General features: G+C 71.3%; 21 protein-coding genes and 1 tRNA gene. 13 read left to right on the top strand and 9 right to left on the bottom strand.

The genetic code is table 11. The features are described 5' to 3' along the window. The first annotated feature begins 14 nt into the window (after positions 1-14). The 4 genes from argG to FHX74_RS20785 all read left to right on the top strand — a co-directional run bounded on the left by argG (position 15) and on the right by FHX74_RS20785 (position 4,077). On the top strand, positions 15-1,472 hold the full coding sequence (gene argG / locus FHX74_RS15970) for an argininosuccinate synthase (RefSeq protein ID WP_182561186.1): 1,458 nt from the start codon (positions 15-17) through the stop codon (positions 1,470-1,472). A 225-nt stretch (positions 1,473-1,697) separates the two neighbouring features. Continuing rightward, positions 1,698-2,357, top strand: coding sequence for a hypothetical protein (locus tag FHX74_RS15965; protein WP_182561185.1), 660 nt, complete (start codon positions 1,698-1,700; stop codon positions 2,355-2,357). After that, positions 2,339-3,208 (top strand): S26 family signal peptidase, encoded by an 870-nt coding sequence (locus FHX74_RS15960; RefSeq protein ID WP_182561184.1) that lies wholly within the window; start codon positions 2,339-2,341, stop codon positions 3,206-3,208. Before FHX74_RS15965 ends, FHX74_RS15960 begins: the two co-directional genes overlap by 19 nt. Next, a complete protein-coding gene (locus tag FHX74_RS20785; RefSeq protein WP_182561183.1) occupies positions 3,205-4,077 on the top strand; it encodes a LamG domain-containing protein in 873 nt (290 codons plus the stop codon). Before FHX74_RS15960 ends, FHX74_RS20785 begins: the two co-directional genes overlap by 4 nt. 33 nt (positions 4,078-4,110) lie before the next feature. Here the strand turns inward: FHX74_RS20785 and FHX74_RS15950 are convergent, their stop codons facing one another. The 4 genes from FHX74_RS15950 to FHX74_RS15935 all read right to left on the bottom strand — a co-directional run bounded on the left by FHX74_RS15950 (position 4,111) and on the right by FHX74_RS15935 (position 10,590). Continuing rightward, on the bottom strand, positions 4,111-4,296 hold the full coding sequence (locus tag FHX74_RS15950; RefSeq protein ID WP_182561182.1) for a DUF6104 family protein: 186 nt from the start codon (positions 4,294-4,296) through the stop codon (positions 4,111-4,113). Between the two features lie 3 nt (positions 4,297-4,299). Then, entirely contained in the window at positions 4,300-8,205 is a 3,906-nt protein-coding gene (locus FHX74_RS15945) for a multifunctional oxoglutarate decarboxylase/oxoglutarate dehydrogenase thiamine pyrophosphate-binding subunit/dihydrolipoyllysine-residue succinyltransferase subunit (RefSeq protein ID WP_235970857.1), read from the bottom strand. Between the two features lie 65 nt (positions 8,206-8,270). After that, a complete protein-coding gene (locus FHX74_RS15940; protein WP_182561181.1) occupies positions 8,271-9,284 on the bottom strand; it encodes an N-acetylglucosamine kinase in 1,014 nt (337 codons plus the stop codon). A 19-nt stretch (positions 9,285-9,303) separates the two neighbouring features. After that, entirely contained in the window at positions 9,304-10,590 is a 1,287-nt protein-coding gene (locus tag FHX74_RS15935; protein WP_182561180.1) for a glycosyltransferase 87 family protein, read from the bottom strand. Positions 10,591-10,716: 126 nt separating this feature from the next. On the opposite strand from FHX74_RS15935, the gene purU reads away from it, so the two are divergent. The 9 genes from purU to FHX74_RS15890 all read left to right on the top strand — a co-directional run bounded on the left by purU (position 10,717) and on the right by FHX74_RS15890 (position 16,307). Continuing rightward, a complete protein-coding gene (purU, locus tag FHX74_RS15930; RefSeq protein WP_182561179.1) occupies positions 10,717-11,643 on the top strand; it encodes a formyltetrahydrofolate deformylase in 927 nt (308 codons plus the stop codon). Positions 11,644-11,783: 140 nt separating this feature from the next. Then, positions 11,784-12,980: a tyrosine-type recombinase/integrase gene (locus tag FHX74_RS15925; protein ID WP_220484058.1), complete on the top strand. Its 1,197-nt coding sequence runs from the start codon at positions 11,784-11,786 to the stop codon at positions 12,978-12,980. Continuing rightward, positions 12,977-13,381, top strand: a complete 405-nt coding sequence (locus tag FHX74_RS15920; protein ID WP_182561178.1) for a hypothetical protein — start codon at positions 12,977-12,979, stop codon at positions 13,379-13,381. Before FHX74_RS15925 ends, FHX74_RS15920 begins: the two co-directional genes overlap by 4 nt. 121 nt (positions 13,382-13,502) lie before the next feature. Beyond that, positions 13,503-13,712 (top strand): helix-turn-helix domain-containing protein, encoded by a 210-nt coding sequence (locus FHX74_RS20445; RefSeq protein ID WP_182561177.1) that lies wholly within the window; start codon positions 13,503-13,505, stop codon positions 13,710-13,712. Further along, positions 13,709-14,149: a hypothetical protein gene (locus FHX74_RS15910; protein WP_182561176.1), complete on the top strand. Its 441-nt coding sequence runs from the start codon at positions 13,709-13,711 to the stop codon at positions 14,147-14,149. Before FHX74_RS20445 ends, FHX74_RS15910 begins: the two co-directional genes overlap by 4 nt. Positions 14,150-14,214: 65 nt before the next feature. After that, a complete protein-coding gene (locus FHX74_RS15905) occupies positions 14,215-14,742 on the top strand; it encodes a hypothetical protein (protein WP_182561370.1) in 528 nt (175 codons plus the stop codon). Between the two features lie 224 nt (positions 14,743-14,966). Further along, a complete protein-coding gene (locus FHX74_RS15900) occupies positions 14,967-15,431 on the top strand; it encodes a DUF4145 domain-containing protein (protein ID WP_182561175.1) in 465 nt (154 codons plus the stop codon). A 47-nt stretch (positions 15,432-15,478) separates the two neighbouring features. After that, positions 15,479-15,802 carry a hypothetical protein gene (locus FHX74_RS15895; protein ID WP_182561174.1) on the top strand — a complete coding sequence of 108 codons (324 nt, stop codon included), beginning with the start codon at positions 15,479-15,481 and terminating at the stop codon, positions 15,800-15,802. A 10-nt stretch (positions 15,803-15,812) separates the two neighbouring features. Then, positions 15,813-16,307 carry a hypothetical protein gene (locus tag FHX74_RS15890; protein ID WP_182561173.1) on the top strand — a complete coding sequence of 165 codons (495 nt, stop codon included), beginning with the start codon at positions 15,813-15,815 and terminating at the stop codon, positions 16,305-16,307. A gap of 27 nt (positions 16,308-16,334) precedes the next feature. On the opposite strand, the gene FHX74_RS15885 is transcribed toward FHX74_RS15890, so the two are convergent. The 5 genes from FHX74_RS15885 to FHX74_RS15865 form a co-directional block, all read right to left on the bottom strand. After that, a complete protein-coding gene (locus FHX74_RS15885; RefSeq protein WP_182561172.1) occupies positions 16,335-16,604 on the bottom strand; it encodes a hypothetical protein in 270 nt (89 codons plus the stop codon). Between the two features lie 31 nt (positions 16,605-16,635). After that, on the bottom strand, positions 16,636-17,955 hold the full coding sequence (locus FHX74_RS20780; protein ID WP_182561171.1) for a tyrosine-type recombinase/integrase: 1,320 nt from the start codon (positions 17,953-17,955) through the stop codon (positions 16,636-16,638). 134 nt (positions 17,956-18,089) lie between these two features. Further along, the gene (locus FHX74_RS15875; RefSeq protein ID WP_182561170.1) at positions 18,090-18,419 is read right to left on the bottom strand and encodes a DUF6907 domain-containing protein; all 330 of its coding nucleotides are present in this window, start codon (positions 18,417-18,419) and stop codon (positions 18,090-18,092) included. Positions 18,420-18,430: 11 nt separating this feature from the next. Beyond that, positions 18,431-18,832 carry a hypothetical protein gene (locus tag FHX74_RS15870; RefSeq protein WP_182561169.1) on the bottom strand — a complete coding sequence of 134 codons (402 nt, stop codon included), beginning with the start codon at positions 18,830-18,832 and terminating at the stop codon, positions 18,431-18,433. A gap of 102 nt (positions 18,833-18,934) precedes the next feature. Next, positions 18,935-19,006, bottom strand: a tRNA-Arg gene (locus tag FHX74_RS15865). Positions 19,007-19,045 lie beyond the last annotated feature (39 nt).

The raw sequence follows: 19,045 nt of genomic DNA, 5'->3' as shown, positions 1-19,045 counted from the left end.
ACATACTTATGGGCATGGCCAAGGTCCTCAGCTCCCTGCCCGTCGGCGAGAAGGTGGGCATCGCCTTCTCCGGTGGTCTCGACACGTCGGTCGCCGTAGCCTGGATGCGCGACAAGGGGGCCGTGCCCTGTACCTACACCGCCGAGCTCGGGCAGTACGACGAACCCGACATCGAGGCGGTGCCCGGGCGGGCCGAGCTCTACGGCGCCGAGATCGCCCGGCTGGTCGACTGCCGGGCCGCGCTGGTGGAGGAGGGGCTGGCCGCCCTGGCCTGCGGCGCCTTCCACATCCGCACCGGCGGGCGCACCTACTTCAACACCACCCCGCTCGGCCGCGCGGTGACCGGCACCCTGCTGGTCCGCGCGATGCTCGAGGACGACGTGCAGATCTGGGGCGACGGCTCGACCTTCAAGGGCAACGACATCGAGCGGTTCTACCGGTACGGGTTGCTGGCCAACCCCGGGCTGCGGATCTACAAGCCCTGGCTCGACCGTGACTTCGTCGAGGAGCTGGGCGGCCGCAAGGAGATGTCGGACTGGCTGGTCAGCCACGACCTGCCCTACCGGGACAGCACCGAAAAGGCCTACTCGACCGACGCGAACATCTGGGGAGCCACCCACGAGGCCAAGTCGCTCGAGCACCTCGACACCGGGATCGAGATCGTCGACCCCATCATGGGCGTCCGGTTCTGGGACGACGAGGTGGAGATCGCGACCGAAGAGGTGACGGTCGGGTTCGAGTACGGACGCCCGGTCACCCTCGACGGCAAGGAGTTCTCCTCGGCGGTGGACCTGGTGCTCGAGGCCAACGCGATCGGCGGCCGGCACGGGCTGGGGATGTCGGACCAGATCGAGAACCGGATCATCGAGGCCAAGAGCCGCGGGATCTACGAGGCGCCGGGGATGGCGCTGTTGCACATCGCCTACGAGCGGCTGGTCAACGCGATCCACAACGAGGACACCCTCGCGGCGTACCACACCGAGGGCCGGCGGCTGGGCCGGCTGCTCTACGAGGGTCGCTGGCTCGACCCGCAGGCGCTGATGCTCCGCGAGTCGCTGCAGCGCTGGGTCGGGTCGGCGGTCACCGGCGAGGTCACGCTCCGGCTGCGCCGCGGCGAGGACTACTCGGTGCTGGCCACCGAGGGGCCGGCGTTCAGCTACCACCCGGACAAGCTGTCGATGGAGCGGACCACCGACTCCGCCTTCGGCCCGACCGACCGGATCGGGCAGCTGACCATGCGCAACCTCGACATCGCCGATTCGCGGGCCAAGCTCGAGCAGTACGCCGAGATGGGCCTGGTGGGCAGCACCCGGCCGACCCTCGTCGGCGCGGCGCAGGCCGCCTCGACCGGTCTGATCGGCGCGATGCGCGAGGGCGGGGCCGAGGCGATCGCCTCGCGCGGACGTCCGGACACCCGTTCCGACAGCGAGGAGCTGCTCGACGCCGCGGCGATGGAGTCCGGCACCGACTGAGCCACGACAGGGTCGGGCGCGACCCGATCGCCCCCTGACCAGGGATTTCGTTGCCGGAGCACGGATCCGCGCTGGATCGTCTGGCGGGTCGACAAATTCGCGTTCCGAAGTTTTGGGGCTTTCTCAGGACACCGGTAATTTCGCTTTCTTAAGATACGGACGTCCTGACCGGGAATCCCCCCATCTCCCGGTCGCTCGCTCACGCTCCGGAGAGTCCCCCCGCTCATGGCCCCTCGTCCCGTCCGCCCTGCCCGCCGTCGTCGGTTCACCCCGCTGGCCCTGATCACCGGCGCCGCCGGTGCCGCGGTCCTGGCGCTGTCGATGAACAGCAGCCTGGCCGCCTTCACCGCCTCGATCACCAACTCGGTCAACACCGCCGGCGCCGGCACCCTGGTGATGCAGGAGCAGAACCAGGCCGGCTCCGTCACCTGCCTCAGCACCGACGGCACCGGCAACAACGTCACCGGCAACGCCGCCACCTGCGCCACCATCAACAAGTACGGCGGCAGCACCACCCTGGTGCCCGGCCAGACCTCGTCGACCACGGTGACCATCAAGAACACCGGCACCGTCCCGGCCAACACCTTCACTCTGGCCCCGGGCACCTGCACCCAGTCGGGCGGCGTCACCGGCAGCGCCACCGATCTGTGCTCGAAGCTCACCGTGGTGATCACCCAGACCGTCGGTGGCAACACCACCACGGTGAGCCCGGCGAGCTCGACGCTGGCCACGCTCCAGACCGGTGGCGCCATCACGCTCACCGCTCCGGTCACCCCCAACACCACGGTGACCTTCACCTTCGCGGTCACCCTGGCCTCCAGCGCCGGCAACACGTACCAGGGCCTCGCCGCCTCGCAGCCGCTGGTGTGGACCTTCACCTCCTGATCCGTCGGGTCGCCGTCGGCGTCGCGGTGGTCGGCTGTCTGGGGCTGGTCGCCGCGGCGCTGGGTTGGCGGCTGACCGGCGGTGACTGGGCGGTCATCCGGACGCCCTCGATGGGCACCGCCGCGCCGGTGGGGACGCTGATCCTCACCCGGCCGGTGGCGCTGCCCGCGCTGCGGGTCGGCGACGTGGTCAGTTACCGGCCGGCCAACCGGCCGGACGTGATCGTCACCCACCGCGTCCGGACGGCCCCGACCGACGGTGCGGTGGTGGTCCAGGGTGACCTCAACGGCAGTCCGGACCCGCTCCCGGTCCGGCAGCACGACCTGATCGGTCGGGTCACCGTCGCCGTTCCCGCGTTGGGCTGGCTGGTCCGCGCCCTCCCGACGCTGCTGCTCGGCGAGGTGGTGCTGCTCGCTGCGACCGGGCTCTACCTCGGGCCGCGGTGGCGGTCGACGGTCCGCATCCTCGGCACCTGCCTGCTGGTCGCCGGCTGCCTGCTCGTGCTCCGCCCGCTGGTCCAGCCGGTGCTGATCGGGGTGGGGGTCCGCCCCGGCGGCCCCGAGGCGAGCGTGGTGTCCGCCGGGCTGCTGCCGACCCGGATCACCGGGGCGGACGGTCACGCGATCGTGCTGCGCACGGGCGAGGCCGGGGTGGTGCCGGTCGCCTCCACCGCGCCCGGCGGCCCGGTCCGCGTCGACGGCAGCCCCTACCTGCGCGGCTGGTGGCTGGTCGGGATGATCGCGGTCAGCCTGCTGCCGCTGCTCTGGTCGCTGCTGGTCGGGCTGGCCCCGGTGCCGCCCGCGGACGAGGTCGAGGACGGACCCGAGGACGAACCGGGGCCGCCGGCGTGACCGGGTCGCGCTGGGCGCGCTGGATCGGTCCGGACCCGGGGCGTCGCCGTCGGGTGCTCGCCGGCCTGGTCGCCGCGCTGCTGGTCAGCGTGCTGTGCGCCGTCGTCCCCGGCTCCGGGGCGGCGTTCACCGCCCAGGTGACCAACAGCACCGACACCGTGGGCACCCGGACCTACTTCACCTGCGCCGGCGCGGTCACCGGCGGGGGGCCTGCGCTCTACTGGGCGCTCGACGAGACCAGCGGCACCACCGCGGCCGACAGCAGCGGCAACAGCCGGACCGGCACCTACCGCGGCACCGTCACCCGCGGGATCACCCAGGCCTGCGTCCGCGACGGGGGGAGTGCGATCACCACCGACGGCAGCACCGGCTACGTCAGCGCCAACGCCACCCTGACCTGCCCGGTCGCGTGCTCCGAGGAGGTCTGGTTCCGGACCATCAGCACCAACGGCGGGCTGCTGATCGGCATCGGCAGCGCCAACACCGGGGGGTCCTTGACGCTCGACCGGCCGGTCTACCTGACCAATAGCGGGCAGGTCGCCTTCGGCGTGGTCAACGGCGTCCTCGGCAAGGTGGTCGTGGTGAGCTCCGGGTCCTACAACGACGGCAACTGGCACCACGTGCTGGCCACCTCGGGGTCGGCCGGGCTGCGGCTCTACGTCGACGGCGTCCTGGTCGGCAGCAGCGCGAACGGGCCGTCGGCCAGCGTGACCGGGTACGTCCGGATCTCCTACGACAGCCTGCTCGGCTGGTCGACGGGACTGCTCACCGGCTATTTCCTCGGCGCCTCGTTCGACGAGGCCGCTGTCTACACCCGGACGCTCACCGCCGCCGAGGCGCTCAGCCACTACCAGGCCGGGATCGCCTGATCGATCGGCCCAGGAACGTCTCAGCCGTCCCCGTCAGTCGTCCGGGTCGTCCTCGTCGTCGAGCCGGGCCAGCCAGGTCGCCAGCCGCTCGACCGGGGTCTCGAAGTCGGGGTTCAGGTCGACGAAGGTGCGCAGCTGCTCGGCGAGCCACGCCAGGGTGACCTCGTCGTCACCCCGGCGTCGCTCGAGCTCCTCGATGCCGCGGTCGGTGAAGTACACGGCTCAGCCGAGCGCGTTCTCCAGCAGCTGCTTGGCCTCGGCCTCGTGCACCTTGGCCGAGCCCACCGACGGCGCGGACGACGCGGGCCGGGTGACCGCGTCGAGCGGCAGCGCGAAGCCCGGGTCCTGCTCGGTCAGCGCGGACACCAGGTTGAGCGCCATGAACGGCCACGCGCCCTGGTTCTGCGGCTCGTTCTGCACCCAGGTGACCGACTGCGCGTTCTCGTACCGGCCGAGCTCGGCGGCGATCTCGGCGGCCGGCAGCGGGTAGAGCCGCTCGAGCGGGACGATCGCCACGGTCCCGTCGAGCCCGCGCTTCTTGCGCTCGGCCTCGAGGTCCCAGCGGACCATGCCGGTGCACAGCAGCACCTTGGTCACCCTGCCCGGGTCGGCGATCGACGCGTCGGGCAGCACCGGACGCCAGTCGCCCTCGGTGAAGTCGTCGGGCTGGCTGACCGCCGCCTTCATCCGGAGCATCCGCTTCGGGGTCATCACCACCAGCGGACGGTGCCGCGACCCGAGCGCCTGCTTGCGGAGCAGGTGGAAGTAGCTCGCCGGGGTCGACGGCTGGGCGACGCTGATCGCCTCCTCGGCGGCCAGCTGCAGCCAGCGCTCGATCCGGGCCGAGCTGTGGTCGGGACCCTGGCCCTCGTAGCCGTGGGGGAGCAGCAGCACCACCCCCGACTTCTGGGTCCACTTGGCCTGACCGGAGGTGATGAACTCGTCGATGATCGTCTGGGCGCCGTTGGCGAAGTCGCCGAACTGCGCCTCCCAGAGCACCAGCGCCTCAGGCCGGGCCACCGAGTAGCCGTACTCGAAGCCCATCGCCGCGTACTCGCTGAGCAGCGAGTCGTAGACGTGGAACTTGCCCTGCTCGTCGTCGACGTGCTGCAGCGGCACCCAGGACTCGCCGGTGATCCGGTCGACCACCGCGGCGAACCGCTGGACGAAGGTGCCGCGGCGGCTGTCCTGACCGCTCAGCCGGACCGCACGTCCCTCGGCCACCAGCGAGCCGAAGGCGAGGATCTCGCCGGTGGCCCAGTCGATCGGGCCCTGGGTGATCGCCGCGGCCCGGCGCTGCAGCTGCGGCATCACCTTCGGGTGGACGGTGAAGCCGTCGGGTACGTTGGTGTGGGCGTCGGCGATCTTCTTGAGCGTCTCCGGGGTGATCGCGGTGCCGTGCTTGGCGCCCGACTTCGCCGGGTACTTCGGCACCCGCCGGTAGTCGGGCTGCTCGACCGGGGCGGAGGCGTCGCGGACCTCGGCGAACACGCTCTCCAGCCGCTGCTGGAACCGGGTCATCACCGCCTCGGCGTCCTCGACGGTGATGTCGCCGCGGCCGATCAGCGCCTCGGTGTAGAGCTTGCGGGTCGAGCGCTTCTTCTCGATCAGGTCGTACATCAGCGGCTGGGTGAAGCTCGGGTCGTCGCCCTCGTTGTGCCCGCGCCGCCGGTAGCAGACGACGTCGATGACGACGTCCTTGTTGAACTCCTGGCGGAACTCGTAGGCCAGCCGGGCCACCCGGATGCAGGCCTCGGGGTCGTCGCCGTTCACGTGGAAGATCGGCGCCTGGATCATCCGGGCCACGTCGGTGCAGTACATCGAGCTGCGCGACTCGGTCGGGCTGGTGGTGAAGCCGACCTGGTTGTTGACGACCACGTGCAACGTGCCGCCGGTCCGGTAGCCGCGGAGCTGGGACAGGTTGAGCGTCTCGGCGACCACACCCTGACCGGCGAAGGCCGCGTCTCCGTGCATCAGCACCGGCAGCACCGGGTACTCCGCGCCGCGGTTGAGGATGTCCTGCTTGGCCCGCGCGATGCCCTCGAGCACCGGGTCGACCGCCTCGAGGTGCGAGGGGTTCGCGGCCACCGACGTCTTGATGGTGTTGCCGGACATCGAGGTGAACTGGCCCTCGGCGCCCAGGTGGTACTTGACGTCACCCGAGCCCTGGACGGTGCGCGGGTCGATGTTGCCCTCGAACTCGCGGAAGATGTCGCCGTAGGACTTGCCGACGATGTTGGCCAGCACGTTCAGCCGACCGCGGTGCGGCATCCCGATGCAGACCTCCTCGAGCCCGTCGTCGGCGGCCTGCTCGCAGATCTCGTCGAGCAGCGCGATCGTCGACTCGCCGCCCTCGAGGCTGAACCGCTTCTGCCCGACGAACTTCGTCTGCAAGAAGGTCTCGAAGATCTCGGCCTCGTTGAGCTTGTCCAGGATCCGCAGGTGCTCCTCGCGGGGCAGCGACTCGTGCGGCCGCTCGACCCGGTCCTGGATCCACTTGCGCTGGGCCGGCTCCTGGATGTGCATGTACTCGATGCCGGTGGTCCGGCAGTAGGAGTCGCGCAGGATGCCGAGGATGTGGCGCATCTTCATCAGCCCGCGCCCGCCGCCGAACGAGCCGGTGGCGAACTCGCGGTCGAGGTCCCAGAGGGTCAGCCCGTGGCTCTGGACGTCGAGGTCGTGGTGGCTGCGCTGCCGGTACTCGAGCGGGTCGGTGTCGGCCATCAGGTGGCCGCGCACCCGGTAGGCGTGGATGAGCTCGAAGATCCGGGCGTTCTTGCTGACCTGGACCTCGTGGTGCGCGCTCTGGTCCTGGGCCCAGCGGATCGGCTCGTACGGGATCCGCAGGGCGGCGAAGATCTCGTCGTAGAAGCCGTCCTCGCCGAGCAGCAGGTGGTGCAGCTTGGCCAGGAACTCGCCGGACTGGGCGCCCTGGATGACCCGGTGGTCGTAGGTCGAGGTCAGCGTGAGCACCTTGGAGACGCTCATGTCGGAGAGCCGGTCCGGGTCGGACCCCTGGAACTCCGGCGGGTAGTCCATCGACCCGACGCCGATGATGCAGCCCTGGCCGTTCATCAGCCGCGGCACCGAGTGGTTGGTGCCGATGGTGCCCGGGTTGGTCAGGGTGATCGTGGTGTCGGCGAAGTCGGCGACGGTCAGCTTGCCGGCCCGAGCCTTCTTGACCACCTCTTCGTAGGCGGCCCAGAACTGCGCGAAGTCGAGGTCCTCGCAGCTCTTGATGCTCGGCACCAGCAGCTGACGGGTGCCGTCGGGCTTGGGCAGGTCGATGGCCAGACCGAGGTTGATGTGCCGCGGCTTGATCAGCGTCGGCTTGCCGTCGGTCTCCTCGTACCCGTAGTTCATCCCGGGGACGGCCTTGAGGGCCTTGATCATCGCGTAGCCCAGGATGTGGGTGAACGACACCTTGCCGCCGCGCGAGCGACGGAGGTGGTTGTTGATCACGACCCGCTGGTCGATCAGCAGCTTGACCGGGAGCGACCGCACGCTGGTCGCAGTCGGAACGGTCAGCGAGGCGTCCATGTTCTTGGCGGTCCGGGCCGGGGCGCCCTTGAGGACGATCCGCTCCGGTCCCTGCAGGTCGACCGCGGGACGGTCACCCGGGTTCGGCGGGTCGGCGGGGACGGCGCCCGAGCTGCTGCCCGGACGCGACGGGCCCGACTTCGCGGCCTCGGTCTTCTTCCCGCTCTGGGCGGCCCGGCTGGTGCCCTCGCTCTCCTTGCGCTCCTCGGTCTTGGCCGCGGGCCGCGGACGGCTGCCGTTGCCGCCCGAGCTGCTCGCCCCGTTGCTCGCCTTGATGCCACTGCTCCCGGCGTGGCCGTTCGACGACCGGTCGGCGGGCTGGCTGGCGGGCTGCGGGGCGGCCACCGTCTTGGTCTGCCCGGCGCCCGCGGCGGGGGTCGCGCTGCGCCCGGAACCGTTGCCGGAGCCGTGGCCGGAGCCGTTGCCCGAGCCGTTGCTGGCGGACGCGCCGAACTCCGGGGAGGACTCGAAGAACCGCACCCACTGCTGGTCGACCGATCCGGGGTCCGAGCGGTAGCGCTCGTACATCTCCTCGATCAGCCAGTCGTTGGCGCCGAACTCCTCTGCGGCGCCGGGGTGTTCCTGCAGGGTGGAGTGATCGGCCTCGCTGGCCACAATCGCCTTCTTCCTCGTCGGTCGCGTGCGTCCCTAGGCTACCCACACGTGTCGGTGAAGTCTTGAGCCACCAGCCGCGTGTGGTCGAGGGGCGGCGGACCCGTTCCCGCAGGCGTCCCGTCGCCGACGGCCAGCCAGAGCGCACCGGCGAGTCCGTCGCCGGCCACGTGGACCGGGTTGGCCGCCCCGACGCCACCCAGCGCGGCCCGCACCCGGTCGCCGACCGGGCCGGGACGCACCAGCACCGACCCGGTCAGCACCACCGGCAGCCCGGGCCGCGGATCGAGGGCGTGCCAGGACGCCAGCAGCCGGTCGGCGCCGCGGGCGGCGATCGACGCGGCCACCGGGTCGGCGGACGCGGCGGCGCTGATCTGGGGCGCGAGCCCGGCCAGCTCGACCGGCGGCCGGCGGTAGACCGCGGCCAGCAACGAGCTGACGTCCCGGGACCCGGTGGCGGCCAGCACGGCTGCGGCCAGCGGACCGGGAGCGTCGCCGCGCTCCAGCACGTCTAGGGTGGCCCGGACCGCCTCGCGGCCCAGCCAGAACGCCGACCCGGCGTCGCCCAGCAGCCAGCCCCAGCCGTCGCGCCGCTCGACCAGCGCGCCGTCGGCCACCTGGACCGCGCCGGCGCCGGTGCCGGCCAGCAGCACGTAGCCGCGGCGCTCGGCGCTGGCCGAGGAGAAGGCGACGGCCAGGTCGGGCAGCACCCGGACCGACCCGGGCGCCACCCCGGGCAGCGCCCGGGCCAGGAATCCGTCCACGTCGGTCAGCGCGCTCGCCCCGGCCATGCCCAGCACCCCGCGTACCCGGAGGGCGTCGGCATCGGTCGCCCGGGCGGCCCGGAGACACCGGCCGAACACCGCGGCGAGCTCGTCCGCAGCGGCCGGGTGACCGAGGGCGTTGGGGTTGCCGGGCCCGCCGCGGGCGACGGCCAGCAGCGTCCCGTCCGGTGCGGCCAGCGCGAGCCGGGTGCTGGTGCCGCCGACGTCACCGGCGAGCAGCAGCGCGGGGCCGGCGGGTGAGCGGGGAGGCGAGGGGGCGGGGGAGGTCACGGGTCGGCGGTCCGGCGGGTCAGATCGGCGGGGCGAGCGGGACGACCGGCGTCGGAGCCGGCCGCAGCGCCCGCCAGGCGGAGGCGCAGACCGCGACGGTGAAGACCAGCAGCGCGAGGTTCCGCAGGGTCAGCACCACGGTGGCGACGAGGGTGAGTCCGTTCCCGTGCAGCCCCTGCAGCCCGCTGTAGAGCAGCGGGTAGACCAGCTGGGTGAGCGCGGCCAGCACCAGCAGCTGGATGGCCAGCCGGCGCACCAGCGCCCGGCGTTCGTGCCGGACCCGCCGGTCCATCAGCAGCAACCCGGCCATCGGGCCGCCGAGCCAGAGCAGGTACTGCGGCGACAGCGTCTTGTTGGTGATGGTCATGATCGCGATCACCGCCAGCATCCCGAGCCCGACCGCGACCGGGGTCGGGTTCCCGTGCCGGAAGGCCCGGGCGATCAGCCCGGCGATCACCAGCAGACCGAGCACGGTGGCCACCGTGCTGGCCACCAGGAAGCCCTGCACGCCGGGCCCGAAGATCTCGTAGGCCTGGTAGCGGGAGATGTCGACCCGCCAGACGTCCGGGCGCAGCGCCCGCAGCACCATCAACGGGGTGGCCCACGGCGACTCGATCTGCAGCCCGCGGTCGGACTGCCAGGTCAGCGGCGAGACCAGCCGGCTCCAGCCGCCGAAGACCAGGCTGAGCACCGCCAGCCCGATCCCGCTGACCAGGAAGCCGAGCAGCGCCCGCCGGCGCACCCGGCGCTCGGCGGCGACCAGGCCGATCAGCAGCGCCGGCCAGAGCTTGATCGCCGCCCCGATGCCGGTGAGGACGCCGGCCACCGCCGGGCGCCGGGCCACCAGCAGCAGCGCGGCGCCGGCCAGCACGGCCGGGACCAGGTCGAAGCGCAGATAGCTCAGCGGTCCGATCAGGAAGAGGAAGGCCAGCCAGAAGTCGACCGCGGCGTCGCGCCGCCGGGTGTTGAGCCGCCACAGCAGCCAGCAGAAGACGGCGTCGAGCGCCATCATCAGCACGATGAAGGCGATCCGGTAGCCGAGCCGGGTGCCGCCGCCGAGGGCGTAGGGCACCCACAGCATCCAGGTCACCGGGGTCGGGTACTCGTTCAGCGTCTGGGCCAGCCCGACGTCGAACATCGCGCCGATCTTGCGCCAGTAGTAGGTGGGATCGCCGAGCGCCACCCGTTCGGCGGCGAGCAGCAGCACGATCATCAGCACCCGGGTGACCAGCCACCCGGCGACGATGCTGCGCCCGCCCCGCCGGTGGTCGGTGCTCGGCGACGCGGGCGTGGATGGAGACAACACCTGTGACTTCCGCTGCGGGTCGGTCGGGTCGAGGGAATCTATCACCGGGGCTGGCACACTGAGCCGTCCGACACGACCGGCCGAGGCCGGCGCGAGCACCACGCGAGCACCCGAGGAGTAGTACCCGTGACCCCCTCCGATCCGGCACCCGCGTCGGCCAGGCCCGGGATCGGCCGGCTGCTCGTCTCCTGCCCCGACCAGCCCGGGATCGTGGCGGCGGTGACCGCCTTCCTGTTCGAGCGTGGCGCCAACATCACCCACTCCGACCAGTACTCCTCCGACCCGGTCGGCGGCGGCCGGTTCTTCCTGCGGATGGCCTTCTCGCTCGACGGGCTGGCCGACCGGCTGGACGCGCTGGCCGCCGAGTTCGACGCCCGGGTGGGGCAGCGGTACGCGATGGAGGCCCGGTTCACCGACGCCGCCCGACCCAAGCGGATCTCGATCTTCGTCTCCCGCTACGACCACTGCCTGCTCGACCTGCTCTGGCGCTGGCAGCGCGGGACGCTCGGGGTCGAGGTCGCCTCGGTGATCGCCAACCACGACGACCTGCGGCCCGAGGTCGAACGGTTCGGGGTGCCGTTCCACCACATCCCGGTGACCCGGGAGACCAAGCCGGCCGCCGAGGCCGAGCAGCTGCGGCTGCTGACCGGGGACGCCGGGACGACCGGGGCGGGACCGGGCATCGACTTCGTCGTGCTGGCCCGCTACATGCAGATCCTGTCCGCCGACCTGCTCGACCGGCTCGGCCGGCACGGCATCCCGGCGATCAACATCCACCACTCGTTCCTGCCGGCGTTCGCCGGGGCCAAGCCCTACGACCAGGCCAAGCGGCGCGGGGTGAAGCTGATCGGGGCCACCGCGCACTTCGTCACCGCCGACCTCGACGAGGGGCCGATCATCGAGCAGGACGTCGTCCGGGTGACCCACGAGGCGACGCCGGCCGACCTGACCCGGTGGGGCGCCGACATCGAGCGGGCGGTGCTGAGCCGTGCGGTGCGCTGGCAGGCGGAGGACCGGATCCTGCTCAACGGCGCCACGACCGTCGTCTTCTGAGATCCACGGCGTCAGCCGCGGAGGGTGAGTGGTCACGGTCCGCGGACCGTGGTGTGTGAGGCGCCCCGGCAGGATTCGAACCTGACTGATCGGGTTCTCTGACTAGGGGAAACACGCTCTGACTAGGGCAAATCCGGTCAATGATGTGGTCACGAATAGCCACAGCTGTACTCTCGTGTTGCACAGTATTGCACGACCGAGGGAGCGCAGTGCCGAAACCTGACCGCCCGCGAAAGGCTCGCGAGCCGTTCGGCCGCATCCGGAAACTGCCGTCCGGCCGCTACCAGGCCGCCTACATCGGGCCCGACACCGCACTCCACAAGGCCTCGTCGACTTTCGACACGCTCATGGACGCCCGCGGGTGGGTGCATGGCGAGCGCCGGCTCATCGACGCCGGCACCTGGGTGGCCCCAGCGCGTCGCAACAGCACAGCCCGACCGGCGACGCTGGCCGACTACGCGTGGCCGTGGCTCACCGAGCGGGAGCTCAAACCCCGAACGCGCGACCTCTACCGCCGGCTCCTCGACCACCACGTGCTGCCCCAGCTCGGAGCCCTGCCGCTCGCCGACATCTCCCCGGTCACCGTGAGGCGTTGGCACTCCGACCTCGACCCGAGCCCGACCGCGAAGGCACACAGCTACGCGCTGCTCCGGACCATCCTCGGCACAGCAGTCACCGACGGACTCATCCCGGTCAACCCCTGCACCATCCGAGGGGCTGGCACCACGAAGCGGCAGCACAAGATCAAGCCAGCCACCCTCGGCGAGCTCGAGGCGCTCGTCGAGGCCCTCCCCGACCGGTACGGCGCCCTCGTGATGCTCGCATCGTGGTGCGCGCTCAGATTCGGTGAACTGACCGAGCTCCGCCGCAAGGACCTCGACCTCGCCGCCGGCCGCCTCCACGTGCGCAGGGGAGTGACGTTCGTCGCCGGCCAGGCCGTCATCGGGCCGCCGAAGTCGGAAGCCGGCATCCGCGACGTCAGCATCCCGCCACACCTCCTGCCGATGCTCACAGACCACCTCGACCGCTTCTGCGCCGCCGATCCTGACGCCCTCGTCTTCCCGGCCGCCACCACCGGTGCACACCTCGGCCACGGCACCTTCTTCAAGACCTGGGACGCCGCCCGCAAGGCCGCCTGTCGCCCGGATCTGCGGTTCCACGACCTGAGGCACACCGGAGCCGTCCTCGCCGCCCAGACCGGCGCCACGCTCGCCGAGCTCATGCTGCGACTCGGACACTCGACCCCCGCGATGGCGATCCGCTACCAGCACGCCGCCCAGGACCGCGACGCCGAGATCGCTCAGAGACTCTCGGCCATGGTGAGCGGGGGAGCATGAGCGTCGTCCGCTGGACACGGCTCGGGTTGCACTGCCCGCACCATCCGGACGTCACGGTGCTCGAGCTCAGCACCTTCGACGGGGACAGTGTCCTGGTCTCCGGGCCGGCGATCGACGACGAGCTGGTCGGGGGCTGGGTGCCTACTGTCCAGGAGCGCGCGACGATCGAGGGGAGGTGGCCGCTCGGAGCACCGAGCTTCTCCGTCGAGAGCCCTGTGACGCAGACGCATCTGCGCCTGCGTGTTCGGTGCCCGCGGCCGTCGTGTTCGCTGGACGTGCAGGTGCGGTCAGGAGAAGGCGACCAGGCAGGACGCTTCGACTGGCTCGGGCGTCATCTGAGAGCCGAGTGGGCTCAGGGCGTCGAGCAGCTGCCTTCGGTGTCGACCGCTGTCCTCGGGTGACCTATTCCACTGTCGCGACACAGGGCGTGGCTACTGACCCGCATCGGTACTCACGTGTACTTTGGCGGTCATCGATCCTCTAATCGGAGGTGCAGCTTCGCGCACCCCGAAGAGGTAGCTCGTGGGCAAGACCACTGCCAGACAGATCGAGTTTCCATCGCTCTCTGTCGCCCAATCCGCTGACCTGAGCAACGTCAGCCAGAAGACCATCCGGCGCCTGATCGCGGCAGGCACCCTCCCCGCATACCGGGTCGGCGCCAGGGCCCTCCGGATCAAAGAGTCCGACCTCATGTCGATCATGAACCGGATCCCGGCAGGCGGCCTCGAGTGAGCCGCCCGGAACGACGAACGGGCCCAGCCGCCACAGCCGAGCCCGCTCCTGAAGTCGATCCCCACGACCGCCTCACCCACGATCGTACGCCGCTCAACGGCCTCGACCAGGCCATCAACAACGCCGCCGAGGACTGGTGGACCAAGGGCGCCAAGCGCGCACTGCAGCTCCTCGCCGACACCGGCCGCGGGTTCACCATCGACTCGCTCCGAGACGCCGGCGTCGGCGAACCATCGGCCCCGCAGCACTGGGGCGCGCTGATCGCCGGCGCGCAACGATCCGGGCAGATCGAGCTCGTCGGCTGCCGCATCGCCGCCGACGTGAGACGGGGGTCAGCTTCCAGCGCGGCGACCACCGCAAGGCCCTCCGATCGCTGGTCGAGCTCTCGCTCCTCACCGTCGAATCCGGACCCAGGAACGCCAAGTTCTACGACCTAGCCCGAATCGCCGCCTTCAACGACAAGATCGCGAAGCTCCGCAAGGCCGGCCTCGACGAGACGATCGTGCAACAGGTCATCGCCCAGCAGCAGAACTCGGGCACGGGCGGTGCGCTGGCCGACAACATCCTGGCCGGCGGCAAGGGCACCATCACCGCGCTCGACCAGGCCAGCCGCAAGCTGGCCTCGGCCGCCGACAAGATCGGCCTGGCCGCCGAGAAGACGCCGCAACGCAAGGCGCTCGGCGGCTACATCACCGGACCCGGCTCCGGCACCTCGGACTCCATCTCGGCGCGGCTGTCGAACGGCGAGTACGTCGTCAACGCCGCCGCCACCGCCGCGAACCGGGCGTGGCTGGACTCGATCAACTACGGCCGGCCCGCCCCGGTCGACTACGGCTTCGCTCGCACCAACTTCGCCGGAGGGGGCTACGTGCAGAGCAGCAGCCACATCGACCCGGGGGCGCTCCGCCAGGCCGTCCGCGACGGCATGGCCGGCCTGTCGTTTCAGGCGCAGATCAACGGCGACTGGATCGACCTGCGGGTCGCGGCCGCGCTCGGCGGGCTGGTCGGCGCGGCAGGGACGGCGCACTGACACCTGTGTGCGCGCGCTGACGGGCCGGTGGCCGATACTCGGACGTGGCCATCTCACCCCCGAGCGCCAGCTCACCCGCCTTCGACTGCCCCCACTGTGGCGCCTACGCGCAGCAGGAATGGGCCAACCTGTCGACATCTGGCGTGGTCAAAGCAGTCCCGACCCAGATCCGGCGTGCGCGTTGTGCGGTCTGCCGACATCTCTCCATCTGGTACGGCGAAGCCATGATCTACCCGACCTTCGGCGCGGAAGCTCCGCCGGCCAGTCCCGACATGCCGGATGCGGTGGCCGAGCTCTACGCGGAGGCCCGACAGGTCACGCCGGTCAGCCCTCGAGCCGGAGCGGCGATGCTGCGCGTGGCCCTTGAGATCCTCGTGCGCGAGCTCACGGGCAAGCCGAAGCAGTCGCTCTACGAAGGCATCGGCGAGCTCGTCAAAGACGGGACTCTCAACGCCGACATGCAACGAGCTGCGGATCTGCTCCGTCTCGGTGGGAACAATGCCGCCCACCCCGGAGAGCTGCGACAAGACGACGGGCCAGCCCAGGCGTTCTCGCTGTTCGAGCTGATGAACATGATCGTCGAGCACGTCGTCGCCAAGCGGAGGAGAATCTCGGCCATGTTCGACCGCCTCGAGCCCTCACAGCTCGAGGCCATCGAGCGGCGAGACACCCCTCCCGACGGACCCTGACTCGGTGCTGGCGGGTGCTGTCCGCCCCTGCTGGCAGCATGATGGCCATGCCCTCGACGACTACCTGCCTCCGTGGTCGGCTGAACGGCGGGCCGGCCGACGGCCAGGTCGTCGAGCTCGAGCAGCTGCAGCCCATCCTCGAGCAGCCCGAGCCGCAACCTAGTCCCGGCCGGCCCGACCCAGCGGTCTACCGGCTCCGGATTTGGCAGGACGATCTGACCGGCTCGCGGCCGGTGGCCAACGCGGCCGGCGAAGTGTTGTACGCCTACGACTGGCGCGCCGACGACAGCGACGGTCGCACGGCGATCGACGACGAGCTCGACGCCCGGGCTGCCAATCCGCGACCGAACAGCCGCGGCCAACGGCGCTGAGCTCTCTCCCGTGGACATCTTGCAAGCTCTCCTGAGCTGGCTTCGGCAGCAGTCGACCTCGGTCATCGGGTTCTTTGGCGTCATCGTCGGCGCCCTAGTGGCTGCGGGGGCTCAGGGCGCGCAGCGGAAGGCTCAGTCGCGCGCAGCCATGGCTGCCGAGCTGGCCGACGCCGCGAGCGCACTTCAGCAAGCTGTCGAACGGTTCATGACGGCGAGTCACAAGGAGAACTACCGTGTGGTCGCGTTCGAGCCCGTCAGGGCGCTCCGACACGAGGCGCGACGGAGGGCGATCCGCTACCGGATGCTGGGCGACCGGACGATGACCCGCCGAGCACGAGACCTCCACACCCTCGCTCTCCGCTTGGACGAGGGAGGTGCCCACTGGATGTATGACGGCACGGACATGCCCTTGTACGAGGCAGCCCACGATCTCGCCGTCTGGCTGGACAGCGGGATGCGCAAGATGCCGAGGAGCGCCAAGCCGCGGCCGAGGAGCCGCAGCTGACCGCGGCGGCTTGTGTTGCCCGGCGCTCTACGCGTCTGACGGGCTCGGGTCGACCTGGTCCCACTCAGGCAGCGTGCGCAAGTAGTCGACGGCTGCGCCCATGGTGGCCATCAGGGGGTTGCTCGACTGCCATTGGGTCAGCACCCATCCGCCAGGAGCGCCGCGGTCCGTGAGGAGCCGAGCGATGCTCTCCGGCACCGGGTACTCGCCCGACTTGGCCACCCTGATCGCCTCCCGCAGTTCCGCGTCTGACAATCGAGCTCGCCACGCATTCCATTGCTCGACGGGTTCGCTCATGCGCTGGGATCCTGCCATCCGGCGGCCTTGCTCACAACGCCGCCACCGCCTCCTCGAGCGCTCGGGAGGGAACGGCCGTGTACCGGTCAGTTGTCGTTGAGCTCGAGTGGCCGAGGAGGTCCTGCACCGCCCGGAGGTCACGGGTGGCGGCGTAGGCGCGGGTCGCGAAGGAGTGCCGCAGGCTGTGCGCCGTCCAGTCACCTCCGAGCAGCCGGGCCAAGCTGCTTCCCACCGCGTCAGGGCAGGTGTGATCACCGGGCTGCCGGCCCGGGAACAGGTAGCCGTCTGGATCGACCCGGCCGCCGGCGACGCGGAACCCGCTGCCGAGCCGCCCTGCCCGGCGCCGCCCGAGCTCGGCCTCAATCGCCTCCTCGAGCAGCGGGTGCACGGGCACGATCCGGGACCGGCCGCCCTTGCCCTTGACGTGCAGCACGCCCCCGATGATGTGCTGCGGCCGCACAGCGGCGATCTCGCTGCGCCTCAGCCCGGCGTAGGCGGCCAACAGCAGCATCAGCCGCTCCCGGTCGGTCGACCGCTCCAAGGCAGCCGTCAGCACAGCCTCCGGGGTCGGCTTCGGCTTCCCCGCGGGCACCCGCACAGCCGGCAGCCGGCCCGTCGGATCGTGCTCGACCAGTCCCTCCCCGGCAGCCCAGCCGAAGAAGCCGCGCGCCGTGGTCCGGGCACCCTTGCGGGTCGACGGCTCCCACGACTGGTCCGCCAGCCACGCGACCAGGTCACGGCCGGTGACGTCGGCCGGGGTGACGTGGTGCCGGGCCAGCGTCGACAGCACCAGCAGCCGCAGCCGCACCGTTCCCGGGCGGGCTCCGGAGGCCTGCAGGTAGAGCTTCCACCCGTCGACCGCCGCCTGCCACGCCACGGGCAGCTCCGTGTCCGCATGCCGTGCGTCCGGGAGGCCTCCGGCCACGTCGACCTCGACCAGGTGCTCACGGTGCGCCCACCGGTAGAACCCGCGCAGCGCCTGCCTGGCTGGCCGCTGGCGGCCCTCCGGGCGTTCCTGCACCCAGTCGGCTACCTGATGTCCCGTGACGGCCATCGGATCCGGGTGGTCTGCTGCGAACCGGCGCAGCCACGCCGCGCGCTGGCGGACCACCCGCGGCGTCAGCTGCAGCCCGGTCACGTAGGAGGCGATCGGCTGTCGCCAGCCGGCTGGGAAACCGTCGTGCACCTCAACCCTCCGCCCGGCCAGCAATGCCGCCGGATCCGACTCCACGCGTCCCGTCAGGTAGGCCCACCGGTAGAAGGCCCGCACAGCCGTCGCGGCCGTCCGCCGGCCGTCCAGACTCAGCCCGGTCAGCGACGACAGCCAGGCGGCCAGCTGGGCCGGGGTCACCAAGAACGGATCCGTGCCCTCGAGCGCGGCCGCCAGCCGACGCAGATGGGTGCCGTACGTCTCCAGTGAGTGTCGCGTGCAGCCTTCGGCGAGGCGCTGAGCCCTGAACGAGCTCCGCGCCTCCCACCAGCTGTTCACGCGCCCGAGGCCCGTCGCGGCAGCCGGCCGGCCTCGCGGAGCAGCAACGCCGCCAGCTCGTTGGCCTGGTCGGCGTTCAGGCCGGTCAGGTCGTCGGCGTACAGCTCGAGCCGAGGCTCACTCAACTCCGCCGTGTCGCCCGATGACACCTCGTCGCAGACCAGGTCCAGGCTGAACCCAGCCACGCGGCCGAGCGGTCGCTCGTGGGCCCTGAACTCCCGGCCGTCTGCTGCCTGCCCGTCGCTGGGGTGCCCGTCGGGCAGCCTGCACCAGTCGGGGCACGGGAAGGGGGAGCGGGGGAGCGCGGCGAGGATCTCGGTCGCCATGCCGAGGGGGCTCATCGGACGGCCGCCCGCCGGTGGCCGCGCGTGGTCTGGCCGGCGCGCATCATCGCTCTGCCCAGCCGCTCCTCACGCGAGCGGGGCTCCGGCAGCGGCTGATCGGCGGTGAGAAGGTGCTCATCCATCCGTCTGGCCGCGTCCTCGAGCATCGCGAGCAGCTCGACGACGGCCGCACGGGTCATCTCGGCTGGAATGCACCGCGGGATCAGCTGGTCAGGCGCACCCGTCGGATCGCCAGAAGGCGTGAGCTCGCGGGACAGGATAAACTCGGCGCCACCGTGCTCGAGCAGCGTCGTGTGGATGACGATGCTGTCCTCGCCGGGGTCGCCGGTGAGAACGCTGTGGCTGGTGCACCACCGCGGGCAGTGGCTCACTTCGAGGGCTGGGCTGGTGGTCATGGGAGTTCGTCCTCTCGGCTCGGACACGCGCCTGTTGCACGTATCTCGCACGAGAGTCCAGCCGTGTCGGCTGAAACCCCACCTGACTAGGTGTGTTGCCTGCGCCCCCGGCAGGATTCGAACCTGCGCTCCCGCCTCCGGAGGGCGGTGCTCTATCCCCTGAGCTACGGGGGCGTGGCCCCTGCGGGCCGAGGAGGACAGTACCAGCCATCA

This window comes from Microlunatus kandeliicorticis (assembly GCF_014137855.1).
Classification (GTDB): domain Bacteria; phylum Actinomycetota; class Actinomycetes; order Propionibacteriales; family Propionibacteriaceae; genus Microlunatus; species Microlunatus kandeliicorticis.
Note: the sequence above shows the minus strand (reverse complement) of the source record. Positions and strands in the feature narration are given on the sequence as shown.